Below are 12,145 nucleotides of genomic sequence, written 5' to 3'. Positions count from 1 at the left end.
CAGGGTGCGACGACAGTCTGTTTCGCCGGACGTTTTTCCCGGACAAGGAGCCCCCTGCATGAGCACCACCTACGCTTACGCGGCGACCGATTCGCAGTCGCCGCTCGCCCCGTTCGAATTCCAGCGTCGCGCGCTGCGCGATCTCGACGTCCAGATCGACGTCCTCTACTGCGGCGTCTGTCACTCGGATCTGCACCAGGCCCGCAACGAATGGCGCAACACGATCTATCCGGTCGTGCCGGGCCATGAAATCGTCGGCCGCGTGACCGCGACCGGCCCGCAGGTGTCGCGCTTCAAGGTCGGCGAGCTGGTCGGCGTCGGCTGCCTCGTCGATTCGTGCCGCACCTGCCCGAGCTGCGCGGACGGCCTCGAGCAATATTGCGAGAACGGCTTCGTCGGCACCTACAACGGCCAGGATCGCGTGACGGGCGACGTCACGTACGGCGGTTATTCGACGCAGTTGGTCGTCGACGAGGCGTTCGTGCTGCGCGTGCCCGAGACGCTCGACCCGGCCGGCGCCGCACCGCTGCTGTGCGCGGGCATCACGACCTACTCGCCGCTGCGGCAGTGGAACGTCGGCCCCGGCAAGAAGGTCGGCATCGTGGGCCTCGGCGGCCTCGGCCACATGGGCGTGAAGCTGGCGCGCGCGATGGGCGCGCACGTCGTGCTGTTCACGACGTCGCCGTCGAAGATCGAGGACGGCAAGCGCGTCGGCGCGCACGAAGTCGTGATCTCGAAGGACGAAGCGCAGATGAATGCGCACCTGAACAGCTTCGACTTCATCCTGAACACGGTCGCCGCGCAGCACGACCTGAACCCGTTCCTGCACCTGCTGAAGCGCGACGGCACGATGACGCTCGTCGGCGCACCGGAGCACGATCACCCGTCGCCGCAGGTGTTCAACCTGATCTTCAAGCGCCGCCGCCTCGCGGGCTCGCTGATCGGCGGGATCGCGGAAACGCAGGAAATGCTCGACTTCTGCGCGGAGCACGGGATCACGTCGGATATCGAAACGATTCCGATGCAGCAGATCAACGCGGCCTACGAACGGATGCTGAAGAGCGACGTGAAGTACCGGTTCGTGGTGGATATGGCGTCGATCAAGCAGTAAGCGCCGCGCCGAAACAAAACGGGCCGCATGTTCGACATGCGGCCCGTTCTGCATTCGGCGATCCGGCGGCGCTAGCGCGCCCGATACTCAGCCCCGGACATCACTTCTTGTAGTCGTAGTCGATCGTCAGCGGCGCGTGATCGCTGAACTTGATGTCCTTGAAGATCGACGTGCTTTTCGCGGTGCCGGCCACGCCCGGCGTCGCGATCTGGTAATCGATCCGCCACCCGACGTTCTTCGCATACGCCTGGCCGCGGTTGCTCCACCACGTGTACTGCTCGGCGCGCGGGTCGAGCGTGCGGAACACGTCGACGTAACCGACGTCGTCGAACAGCTTCGTGAGCCACTCGCGCTCTTCCGGCAGGCAACCCGAGTTCTTCTGGTTGCTCTTCCAGTTCTTGATGTCGATTTCCTTGTGGACGATGTTCACGTCGCCGCACAGGATCACCTCGCGCTTCTTCTTGAGCTGCGCGAGATGCGGCATGAATTCGTCCATGAAGCGGTACTTCGCCTGCTGGCGCTCTTCGCCGCTCGAGCCGGACGGCACGTACACCGACACCACCGACAGCTTGCCGTAGCGCGCCTCGACGTAGCGCCCCTCGGAATCGAATTCGCTGCTGCCGAAGCCGATGATCACGTCATCGGGCTCGTGGCGGCTGTACACGCCCGCGCCGCTGTAGCCCTTCTTCTCGGCGTGGTGGAAATAGCTCTTGAAGCCGTGCGGCTCGACGAATTCGGCCGGCAGGTCGTCGGCCGATACCTTGATTTCCTGCACGCACACGCAATCGGCATTCTGTTCGCCGAGCCAGTCGAAGAAGCCCTTCTTCGCGGCGGAGCGGATGCCGTTCAGGTTGGCGGTAATCACTCGCATCATGTCGGGTTCCGTTGTTCAGTTCAGTTCGATGTTTTTTACAGGACGAAGCCTAGCGGATCTTCACGCCTTCGAGTTCGGGCTTCGGCGGCGGGAATTCCAGCTTCATGTCGGTCATCGTGCGCAGCAGCAGCTCGGCGATCATCACGTTGCGGTGCGTCTTCGAGTTCGCCGGGATCACGTACCACGGCGCATGCTCGGCCGACGTCGCGACGAGCGCGTCGCGGTAGGCAGACTGGTACGCGTCCCAGTGCTTGCGCGCGTCGAGATCGGAGATGTCGAACTTCCAGTGCTTGGTCGGATCGTCGATGCGCGCCTGCAGCCGCTCGCGCTGCTCGTCCTTCGAGATGTGCAGGAAGCACTTGATGATCGTCGTGCCGTTCTCGACGAGCATCGTCTCGAAATCGCGGATCTGCCGGTAGCGGCGCTCGCATTCCTTGCCGTCGATCGTGTCGAGCACACGCGGCACGAGCACGTCTTCGTAGTGGCTGCGGTTGAAGATCGCGAGCTCCCCCGCGGCCGGCACCTGCGCGTGCACGCGCCACAGAAAGTCGTGCGCGGCCTCGATCGGTGTCGGCGCCTTGAACGGCACGACGCGCAGGCCGAGCGGATCGACCTCGCGGAACACCGCGCGCACGGTGCCGTCCTTGCCGCTGGTGTCCATGCCCTGCAGCACGAGCAGCACGCGCTTCTTCTGCTGCGTGTGCAGGCGCTCCTGCTGCGTGTCGAGCTCGGTCGACACGGCCGACAGCCGCTCGCGGTCGGCGTCCTTCGAACCGGACGAGAACGGCTTCGCGGCCGGGTCGAACGCATCGAGCTTGAATGCGGCGGCTTCCTTCTCGCGCGTGTAGTACGGCACGCGGAAATCGTCGAGCGACGGTTGTTTCGCCATTCGTTCCTCCGTTGGTCTGTGTGGTGCATACGATAACGCACCCGCCAAACGCAACGGGCCGCCCCGAACGCATTCGGGGCGGCCCGTCGTCAAGCGCGGTTCAGGCGCGCGGTCATGTTCAGCCGAGTTTCTTCTTCAACAGTTCGTTGACCTGCTGCGGATTGGCCTTGCCCTTCGTCGCCTTCATCGCCTGGCCGATCAGCGCGTTGAACGCCTTTTCCTTGCCCGCGCGGAATTCCTCGACCGACTTCGCGTTCGCGGCGAGCACCTCGTCGATGATCGCTTCGAGCGCGCCGGTGTCGGAGATCTGCTTCAGCCCCTTCGCATCGATGATGCGGTCGGCCGCGCCTTCGTCGTCCGCCTTTTCGTCCCAGATCGTCGAGAAGATTTCCTTCGCGATCTTGTTCGAGATCGTGCCGTCGGCGATGCGCTGCAGCACCAGCGCGAGCTGCGCGGCCGAGACCGGAATCGCGTCGATCTCGATGCCGTCGCGGTTCAGTTGCGAGGATACGTCGCCCATCAGCCAGTTCGCGGCGATCTTCGCGTTGGCCGCACCGGCCTTCGCGACGACCGACTCGAAATACGCGGCCATCGCCTTGCTCGACGTCAGCACGCCCGCGTCGTACGCGGACACGCCGTACTGCTCGGCAAAGCGCTGCTGCATCGCGGCCGGCAGCTCGGGCATCCCGGACTGCACGCGCTCGATCCAGTCCTGGCCGATCACGAGCGGCATCAGGTCGGGGTCGGGGAAGTAGCGGTAATCGTGCGCGTCTTCCTTGCTGCGCATCGAACGCGTCTCGCGCTTGTCCGGATCGTAGAGGCGCGTTTCCTGCACGACTTCGCCGCCGTCCTCGATCAGCTCGATCTGGCGACGCACTTCATAGTTGATCGCTTCCTCGAGGAACCGGAACGAGTTCAGGTTCTTGATTTCCGCGCGCGTGCCGAACTTCTCCTGGCCGACCGGTCGCACCGACACGTTCGCGTCACAGCGGAACGAGCCTTCCTGCATGTTGCCGTCGCAGATGCCGAGCCACACGACCAGCCCGTGCAGCGCCTTCGCGTAGGCCACGGCCTCGGCCGCGCTGCGCATTTCCGGCTCGGTGACGATCTCGAGCAGCGGCGTGCCCGCACGGTTCAGGTCGATCCCCGTCATCCCCGCGAAGTCTTCGTGCAGCGACTTGCCTGCATCTTCCTCGAGGTGCGCGCGGGTCAGGTTGACCGTCTTCTCGTACGCGTCCTTGCCGGCCTTTTCGTTGGCGGGTACCTGGATCGTGATCTGGCCGCCCTGCACGACCGGAATCTCGTACTGGCTGATCTGATAGCCCTTCGGCAGATCGGGGTAGAAATAATTCTTGCGCGCGAAGATGCTGCGCGGCGCGATGGTCGAGCCGATCGCGAGACCGAAGCGGATCGCGCGCTCGACCGCGCCGCGGTTCAGCACCGGCAGTACGCCCGGCAGCGCCAGGTCGACCGGGCACGCCTGCGTGTTCGGCTCCGCGCCGAACTGCGTCGATGCGCCCGAGAAAATCTTCGAGACGGTCGACAGTTGCGCGTGCGTCTCGAGACCGATGACGACTTCCCATTGAGTAGCCATATGCTTACACCCCTGCCGGAACTTGCTTGTGCCAATCGGTCGCGCGCTGGAACGCGTCGGCGACCTGCAGCATCCGGGCTTCGTTGAAATAGTTGCCGATGATCTGCAGACCGACCGGGCGCTTCGCGTTCGCGCCCGCGCCGAAGCCGCACGGCACGCTCATGCCGGGCAGGCCGGCGAGGCTCACCGACAGCGTGTAGATATCCGCGAGATACATCGCCACCGGATCGTCGCCCTTCGCGCCGAGATCCCATGCGACCGTCGGCGACGCCGGGCCCATGATCACGTCGCAGGACTTGAACGCTTCCTGGAAATCGTTCGCGATGATGCGGCGGATCTTCTGCGCCTGCAGGTAGTACGCGTCGTAGTAGCCGTGCGACAGCACGTACGCGCCGACGAGAATCCGGCGCTTCACCTCGGGGCCGAAGCCTTCGGCGCGCGACTTCTTGTACATGTCGAGCAGATCGCCGTACTGCGCGGCGCGGTGGCCGAAGCGCACGCCGTCGAAACGCGACAGGTTCGACGACGCCTCGGCCGGCGCGATCACGTAATACACGGGGATCGACAGTTCCGTCTTCGGCAGCGACACGGGCACGAGCGTCGCGCCGAGCGCTTCATACTGCTTCAATGCGGCGTCGATCGTCGCGCGCACGTCGTCGGCGAGGCCTTCGCCGAAATACTCGTTCGGCAAGCCGATGCGCAGGCCCGCGAGCGGCTTGCCCGCATCGTTGCCGGCCGCCCACGGCTGGCCGAGGTGGCGCGTGAAATCCTCGTCGTCGCGCTCGAGGCTCGTCGAGTCGCGCTCGTCGAAGCCGGCCATCGCGTTGAGCAGCAGCGCGCAGTCGGACGCGCTCTGCGCCATCGGGCCGCCCTGATCGAGCGACGACGCGAACGCGATCATCCCGTAGCGCGACACGCGGCCGTAGGTCGGCTTGATGCCCGTCACGCCCGCGAACGACGCGGGCTGGCGGATCGAGCCGCCGGTGTCGGTGCCGGTCGCGGCCGGCGCGATGCGCGCGGCGACGGCGGCCGAGCTGCCGCCCGAGCTGCCGCCCGGCACCGCGTTGGTGTCCCACGGGTTCTTCACCGCGCCGAACGCGGAATTCTCGTTCGACGAGCCCATCGCGAACTCGTCCATGTTGGTCTTGCCGAGCGTGACCATGCCGGCCGCCTGCAGGCGGGCGACGACGGTCGCGTCGAACGGGCTCTCGTAATTCGCGAGCATCTTCGAGCCGGCGGTCGAGCGCCAGCCGCGCGTGACGAAGACATCCTTGTGCGCGATCGGCAGGCCGGTCAGCGCGCCGCCCGCGCCGCGCGCGAGCTCGGCATCGGCGGCCTTCGCCTGCGCGAGGGTCAGATCGGCGTCGACGTGGACGAACGCGTTCAGGCCGCGTGCGGCGTCGATCCGTTTCAGGTAGTGCTGCGCGAGCTCGACGGCCGAGCATTCCTTGGCGGCGAGCGCGGCGCGCAGTTCGGTCAGGCTTTTTTCGTGCATTGAGTGGTTTTCCTGGGAATTCTGGGTGGCGCGCGGCGCAAGCCGGCCGGCGCGCTTGTCATCGAATGCTTACTCGATCACCTTCGGCACGAGATAGAGGCCGTCCTGGACGGCCGGCGCCGGACGCTGGTTGTCGTCGCGATTGACGACTTCCGTCACGGCGTCGTCGCGCAGGCGCTGCGCGACTTCCTGGATCTGTTCGATCGGGTGGGCGAGCGGCGCGATGCCGGCAGTGTCGACCGCCTGCATCTGTTCGACGAGGCCGAAGAATTCATTGAGCTGGCCGAGCATGTGCTCGGCGTCGGCGTCGGCCATTTCGAGTCGCGCCAGGTGCGCGATGCGTTTCACATCGGTCAGGTTCAGGGCCATGCGATCACCGGAAAAACAAGGCTGCGCAGCGCATCAAAAGCAGCGCGGCGGCGGGGGGTTGGAGGGTGCGATCCCACCCTCAAAAATCGGGGACGAAGCGGCAAAAATACCACCCGTTTCGATTCAAATACCGTGAAATTATAAGGTATCATTACGCGTTCGACCCAAACCCGGCAGCCTTTTCCCGCATCGTTTCGCCCCATTTCGGCAAGCCGTGCGTGCTTCGTGCGATCCCCGGTAGACATCACTCGCAGCTTCGTGCGCCGCGGCGGCCGCTTCCGCCACGCTTCCCGAGGCTGTTATTTTTTCCGCTGCCGCCCTCAGCGTTCGCTATGCAGGGCCGGCCCAGAGCGAAACAGGATTCTGAATGTTCGGTTTTTTGCGCAGCTACTTCTCCAACGATCTGGCGATCGACCTCGGTACCGCAAACACCCTGATCTACATGCGCGGCAAGGGCATCGTGCTCGATGAGCCGTCCGTCGTGTCGATTCGTCAGGAAGGCGGCCCCAACGGCAAGAAGACGATCCAGGCGGTCGGCAAGGAAGCCAAGCAGATGCTCGGCAAGGTGCCGGGCAACATCGAGGCGATCCGCCCGATGAAGGACGGCGTGATCGCCGACTTCACCGTCACCGAGCAGATGATCAAGCAGTTCATCAAGACGGCGCACGAGTCGCGCATGTTCTCGCCGTCGCCGCGCATCATCATCTGCGTGCCGTGCGGTTCGACCCAGGTCGAGCGCCGCGCGATCAAGGAAGCGGCGCACGGCGCCGGCGCCTCGCAGGTCTACCTGATCGAGGAGCCGATGGCGGCCGCGATCGGCGCGGGCCTGCCGGTGTCGGAAGCGACCGGCTCGATGGTCGTCGACATCGGCGGCGGCACGACGGAAGTCGGCGTGATCTCGCTCGGCGGCATCGTGTACAAGGGCTCGGTGCGCGTCGGCGGCGACAAGTTCGACGAGGCGATCGTCAACTACATCCGCCGCAACTACGGGATGCTGATCGGCGAACAGACCGCCGAAGCGATCAAGAAGGAAATCGGCTCCGCGTTCCCGGGCTCGGAAGTCAAGGAAATGGAAGTGAAGGGCCGCAACCTGTCGGAAGGCATCCCGCGCAGCTTCACGATCTCCAGCAACGAAATCCTCGAAGCGCTGACCGATCCGCTGAACCAGATCGTGTCGTCGGTGAAGATCGCGCTCGAACAGACGCCGCCGGAGCTCGGCGCCGACATCGCCGAACGCGGGATGATGCTGACGGGCGGCGGCGCATTGCTGCGCGACCTCGACCGCCTGCTCGCGGAAGAAACCGGCCTGCCGGTGCTCGTCGCCGAAGATCCGCTCACCTGCGTCGTGCGCGGCTCAGGCATGGCGCTCGAGCGCATGGACAAGCTGGGCAGCATCTTCTCGTACGAGTGATCGTCTAAGCTGTTTCGTTGACATGACGCACCTGCGGCGTGGCCGGATCGCTCGTTTAGAACGAACCGCCGCGCCGTTTGCGCGTCTGAGCATCATTTAACCGATCACACGCGCCCGGCGCCGACCATGGAATACAGTCCGCCGCCCCTCTTCAAGCAAGGTCCGCCCGCGCTCGCGCGGCTCATCTTCTTCGTTGCCCTCGCCATCGCGCTCCTCATCTCGGACGCGCGCTTCAGCACGCTCGAAATCGTGCGCGGCGTGCTCGGCACCGTGCTCTATCCGCTGCAGCGCGCGGCGCTCGTGCCGCGCGACCTGTTCATGGGCGCGGCCGACATCGCCGTCACCGGCTCGTCGCTGCGCCACGAGAACGACGACCTCCGCAAGCGCAACCTCCAGTTGTCCACGCAGGCCAACCAGGCCGCCGTGCTCACGCAGGAAAACGGGCATCTGCGCGCGGTGCTCGAGCTGCGCCAGCACATCGCGACGCAATCGACGCCGGTCGAGATCCAGTACGACACGAGCGACCCGTTCACGCAGAAGATCGTGATCGGGCAAGGTTCGCAGCAAGGCATCCAGGACGGCTCGCCGGTCGTCAGCGAAGACGGCGTGATTGGCCAGGTCACGCGCGTGTTCCCGCTGCAGTCGGAAGTCACGCTGGTCACCGACCGCGATCTCGCGATTCCCGTGCAGGTGCTGCGCACCGGCCTGCGCAGCGTGATCTACGGCACGCCAAAGGGCGATTCGCTCGACCTGCGCTTCGTGCCGACGAGCGCGGATCTCGTCGTCGGCGACGAGCTCGTCACGAGCGGCCTCGACGGCGTCTATCCGCCCGGCCTGCCGGTCGCGAAGGTCGCGCGCGTCGACAAGCTCGCCGATACGGCATTCGCGCGCGTGACCTGCGCGCCGATCGCCGCCGTGCGCGGCGCGCGCCAGATGCTCGTGCTGCATTACCAGAACGACATCCCGCCGCGCCCGGCCGAGCCCGATCCGGCCGCCGACAAGAACGCGAAGGGCGGCAAGAAGGGCGCGAAAGCCGCCGCGAAGGGCGAAAAAACCGACAAGGCCGACGCGAACGCGAAGCCGGCCGCCGCGGCCCAGCCTGCCGCGAAGCCTGCGCCCGCCCCTGCCGGCAAGCCCGCCACCGCGCCGGCGAAGCCCGCGGCCGGGCAACCAGGAGCCCAGCGATGAACCGCCCGCAATACATCCTGCAGCCGGTCAATCCGTACTTCATCGTCTTCAGCCTCGCCGCCGCGTTCCTGCTGAACCTGATGCCGTGGGGCCGCCTGCCCGGCGTGCCCGACTTCGTCGCGCTCGTGCTGCTGTTCTGGAACATCCACCAGCCGCGCAAGGTCGGGATGGGCGTCGCGTTCGCGCTCGGCATCCTGATGGACGTGCATGACGCGGGGCTGCTCGGCGAGCACGCGCTCGCCTATACGCTGCTGTCGTACGGCGCGATCACGATCCACCGCCGCGTGCTGTGGATGCCGATCGGCGTGCAGGTGCTGTACGTGACGCCGCTGCTCGTCGTCGCGCAGCTCGTGCCGTTCGTGATCCGTCTCGTAATGGGCGCCGCGTTCCCCGGCTGGCGCTACCTGGTCGACGGCTTCGTCGAGGCCGCGCTGTGGCCGATCGCGAGCCACCTGCTGCTGATGCCGCAACGCCGCCCGGTCGATCCGGACGATACGCGCCCCATCTGAGCCGGACCGACCTTGACTACCCGCCGCCCCCACGTCCGCGCACTGCGCTCCGGGGCGGCACCTCGCCCGCCCGCGCGCGGGTTGGATAGACCTAGGGTCTATTTACATATGGAACGTACATGCGAATGCCCGAAATCGCTCGTAGGGCAAGAAGTGAGGAGCGCCGTTTGGCCGAGCCAAACAAGCGACGAGCGACGCCGCCATACGGGCGATTTCGGGCATTCCCCTGGAATGAATTTTAAGTTTGGGGTTGCCACGAGAACGGCCGCTCGCTGCGTTGCGCTCCTTGCGAATACGTCCAGTATTCGCGGCGTCACGCGCCTCGCGAGCGGCCGTTCTCGTGGCAACGCATGCACGTTCCATATGTAAATAGACCCTAGTCGCATGACCGAATTCAACGACACCCAACAGCAGCTCTCGAAGTTCCGCCTGCGCGTCGCGGCGGCGGGCGTGTTCGTGTTCGTCTGCTTCGGGCTGCTCGCGAGCCGCTTCTTCTACCTGCAGTTGATGCAGCACGGCAAATACGCGCTGCAGGCCGAGGAAAACCGCATCTCGGTCGCGCCGATCGTGCCGAACCGCGGGATCATCACCGACCGCAACGGCGTGATCCTCGCGAAGAACTACTCGGCCTACACGCTCGAGATCACGCCGTCGAAGCTCGACGACACGCTCGACAACACGATCGACAAGCTGTCCGAGATCATCCCGATCGACGCTCGCGACCGCCGCCGTTTCAAGAAGCTGCAGGAAGACTCGAAGAACTTCGAGAGCCTGCCGATCCGCACACGGCTCACCGACGCGGAAGTCGCACGCTTCACCGCGCAGCGCTTCCGCTTCCCCGGCGTCGACGTGCGCGCGCGGCTGTTCCGCCAATACCCGCTCGGCACGACCGCCGCGCACGTGATCGGCTACATCGGCCGGATCTCGAAGCGCGACCAGGATCGTATCGACGCGATGAGCGACGACAATGACAGCGACCAGGAAAACTACGATCCGCGACGCGACGCGAACAACTACAAGGGCACCGACTACATCGGCAAGATCGGTGTCGAGCAGAGCTACGAAACCGAGCTGCACGGGCTGACGGGCTTCGAGGAAGTCGAGGTGACGGCCGGCGGCCGGCCGGTGCGCACGCTGTCGCGCACGCAGGCGACGCCCGGCAACAACCTCGTGCTGTCGCTCGACATCGGGCTGCAGCAGGTCGCCGAGCAGGCGTTCGCCGGCAAGCGCGGCGCGCTCGTCGCGATCGAGCCGAAGACGGGCGACGTGCTCGCGTTCGTATCGTCGCCGAGCTTCGACCCGAATTCGTTCGTCGACGGCATCGACCAGCAGACCTGGGACGAGCTGAACACCTCGACCGACAAGCCGCTGCTGAACCGCCCGCTGCACGGCACCTACCCGCCCGGCTCGACGTACAAGCCGTTCATGGCGCTCGCGGGCCTGACGCTCGGCAAGCGCTCGCCGGGCTGGGGTTTCCAGGATCCCGGCTACTTCACGTTCGGCGGCCACACGTTCCGCAACGACGTGCGCTCGGGCCAGGGCTGGGTCGACATGAACAAGGCGATCATGGTGTCGAACGACACCTACTTCTACATGCTCGCGCGCGACCTCGGCGTGAACGCGATCGCGAACTTCATGAAGCCGTTCGGCTTCGGCCAGATCACCGGGATCGACATCCAGGGCGAAGCGCGCGGGATCCTGCCGTCGACCGACTGGAAGAAGAAGGCGTTCAAGAAGGCCGCGCAGCAGAAGTGGTTCGACGGCGAGACGATCAGCCTCGGGATCGGCCAGGGCTACAACTCGTTCACGATCCTGCAGCTCGCGCACGCGACCGCGACGCTCGCGAACAACGGCGTCGTGATGAAGCCTCACCTCGTGAAGGAAGTCGAGGATCCGATCTCGCGCGGGCGCCGCCTGACCGTGCCGAAGGAAAGCGAAGTGATCCCGCTCAAGCAGGCCGACATCGACGTCGTGAAGCGCGGGATGGAAAACGTGATCGAGAACCCGTCCGGCACCGCGTACAAGGTGTTCCGCGGCGCGCCGTACCTCGCCGCCGGCAAGACCGGTACCGCACAGGTGTTCTCGCTGCAGGGCTCGAACTACAAGGGTCACCTGCTCGCCGAGCACCTGCGCGACCACGCGCTGTTCATCGCGTACGCACCGGTCGACCATCCGCAGATCGCCGTCGCGCTGGTCGTCGAGAACGGCGGCTGGGGCGCGCAGGCCGCGGGCCCGATCGCGCGCCGCGTGCTCGACTTCTACCTGATCGACCGTCAGAACCCGAAGAACGAGGCCGCGGCCGTGGCGGCCGCGGCGTCGGCGACCGAACCCGTCAACGCGCCGGTGATCGGCGACGCGAACAAGCCCGCCGCCGTCGCGGCCGGCTTCAAGGCGCTGCCGCAGCCGGTCGTGCCGAACGCGGCCAGCGCGGCGGATGCGGCCTCGGCCGCCTCGGCGCCCGACGCGTCGGGTGCGGCCGGTGCTGCCGGCGCCAGCGTCGGCGCGGCGCAGCCGGCGAATGCGAACGCCAGCGCGAGCGCCGCGGCGCCGATGCCCGCGAGCCTGCCGCCGATCCGGCGCCCGCACCGGCCGCGCCGCCCCGCCAGTGACGCGCAACCGCTCGCTGTCGCGCCGCGGGACGACAACCAGCGTGCGACGCCCCCCGCGAAAGCGGCGGACGCCGGCACCGCTCATTAACGGAGAAA

General features: G+C 66.3%; 10 protein-coding genes. 5 read left to right on the top strand and 5 right to left on the bottom strand.

What is annotated here, in order from left to right; genetic code table 11:
- Positions 1-58 precede the first annotated feature (58 nt).
- The gene (locus tag BBJ41_RS13065) at positions 59-1,111 is read left to right on the top strand and encodes an NAD(P)-dependent alcohol dehydrogenase (protein WP_069746735.1); all 1,053 of its coding nucleotides are present in this window, start codon (positions 59-61) and stop codon (positions 1,109-1,111) included.
- A gap of 100 nt (positions 1,112-1,211) precedes the next feature.
- Here the strand turns inward: BBJ41_RS13065 and BBJ41_RS13060 are convergent, their stop codons facing one another.
- From BBJ41_RS13060 to gatC, 5 genes are all read right to left on the bottom strand, one after another.
- The gene (locus BBJ41_RS13060) at positions 1,212-1,985 is read right to left on the bottom strand and encodes an exodeoxyribonuclease III (protein WP_069746734.1); all 774 of its coding nucleotides are present in this window, start codon (positions 1,983-1,985) and stop codon (positions 1,212-1,214) included.
- 49 nt (positions 1,986-2,034) lie between these two features.
- Entirely contained in the window at positions 2,035-2,874 is an 840-nt protein-coding gene (locus BBJ41_RS13055) for a polyphosphate kinase 2 family protein (protein ID WP_069746733.1), read from the bottom strand.
- Positions 2,875-2,992: 118 nt separating this feature from the next.
- Entirely contained in the window at positions 2,993-4,468 is a 1,476-nt protein-coding gene (gene gatB / locus BBJ41_RS13050) for an Asp-tRNA(Asn)/Glu-tRNA(Gln) amidotransferase subunit GatB (protein WP_069746732.1), read from the bottom strand.
- A gap of 4 nt (positions 4,469-4,472) precedes the next feature.
- Positions 4,473-5,963 (bottom strand): Asp-tRNA(Asn)/Glu-tRNA(Gln) amidotransferase subunit GatA, encoded by a 1,491-nt coding sequence (gene gatA, locus BBJ41_RS13045; RefSeq protein WP_069746731.1) that lies wholly within the window; start codon positions 5,961-5,963, stop codon positions 4,473-4,475.
- A 69-nt stretch (positions 5,964-6,032) separates the two neighbouring features.
- The gene (gatC, locus tag BBJ41_RS13040) at positions 6,033-6,332 is read right to left on the bottom strand and encodes an Asp-tRNA(Asn)/Glu-tRNA(Gln) amidotransferase subunit GatC (protein WP_069746730.1); all 300 of its coding nucleotides are present in this window, start codon (positions 6,330-6,332) and stop codon (positions 6,033-6,035) included.
- A 367-nt stretch (positions 6,333-6,699) separates the two neighbouring features.
- Between gatC and BBJ41_RS13035 the strand changes: the two genes are divergently transcribed.
- The 4 genes from BBJ41_RS13035 to mrdA all read left to right on the top strand — a co-directional run bounded on the left by BBJ41_RS13035 (position 6,700) and on the right by mrdA (position 12,137).
- Positions 6,700-7,743, top strand: coding sequence for a rod shape-determining protein (locus BBJ41_RS13035; RefSeq protein WP_004189550.1), 1,044 nt, complete (start codon positions 6,700-6,702; stop codon positions 7,741-7,743).
- A 126-nt stretch (positions 7,744-7,869) separates the two neighbouring features.
- A complete protein-coding gene (mreC, locus tag BBJ41_RS13030; RefSeq protein ID WP_069746729.1) occupies positions 7,870-8,931 on the top strand; it encodes a rod shape-determining protein MreC in 1,062 nt (353 codons plus the stop codon).
- Positions 8,928-9,440, top strand: coding sequence for a rod shape-determining protein MreD (gene mreD / locus BBJ41_RS13025; protein WP_009687274.1), 513 nt, complete (start codon positions 8,928-8,930; stop codon positions 9,438-9,440). Before mreC ends, mreD begins: the two co-directional genes overlap by 4 nt.
- A 384-nt stretch (positions 9,441-9,824) precedes the next feature.
- Positions 9,825-12,137 (top strand): penicillin-binding protein 2, encoded by a 2,313-nt coding sequence (mrdA, locus tag BBJ41_RS13020; RefSeq protein ID WP_069746728.1) that lies wholly within the window; start codon positions 9,825-9,827, stop codon positions 12,135-12,137.
- Positions 12,138-12,145: the final 8 nt, after the last annotated feature.

Source organism: Burkholderia stabilis, assembly GCF_001742165.1.
Classification (GTDB): domain Bacteria; phylum Pseudomonadota; class Gammaproteobacteria; order Burkholderiales; family Burkholderiaceae; genus Burkholderia; species Burkholderia stabilis.
Note: the sequence above shows the minus strand (reverse complement) of the source record. Positions and strands in the feature narration are given on the sequence as shown.

Coding starts and splice junctions, on each gene's coding strand:
- BBJ41_RS13065 (WP_069746735.1), top strand. CDS start 59: ATGAGCACCACCTACGCTTACGCGGCGACCGATTCGCAGTCGCCGCTC.
- BBJ41_RS13060 (WP_069746734.1), bottom strand. CDS start 1,985: ATGATGCGAGTGATTACCGCCAACCTGAACGGCATCCGCTCCGCCGCG.
- BBJ41_RS13055 (WP_069746733.1), bottom strand. CDS start 2,874: ATGGCGAAACAACCGTCGCTCGACGATTTCCGCGTGCCGTACTACACG.
- gatB (WP_069746732.1), bottom strand. CDS start 4,468: ATGGCTACTCAATGGGAAGTCGTCATCGGTCTCGAGACGCACGCGCAA.
- gatA (WP_069746731.1), bottom strand. CDS start 5,963: ATGCACGAAAAAAGCCTGACCGAACTGCGCGCCGCGCTCGCCGCCAAG.
- gatC (WP_069746730.1), bottom strand. CDS start 6,332: ATGGCCCTGAACCTGACCGATGTGAAACGCATCGCGCACCTGGCGCGA.
- BBJ41_RS13035 (WP_004189550.1), top strand. CDS start 6,700: ATGTTCGGTTTTTTGCGCAGCTACTTCTCCAACGATCTGGCGATCGAC.
- mreC (WP_069746729.1), top strand. CDS start 7,870: ATGGAATACAGTCCGCCGCCCCTCTTCAAGCAAGGTCCGCCCGCGCTC.
- mreD (WP_009687274.1), top strand. CDS start 8,928: ATGAACCGCCCGCAATACATCCTGCAGCCGGTCAATCCGTACTTCATC.
- mrdA (WP_069746728.1), top strand. CDS start 9,825: ATGACCGAATTCAACGACACCCAACAGCAGCTCTCGAAGTTCCGCCTG.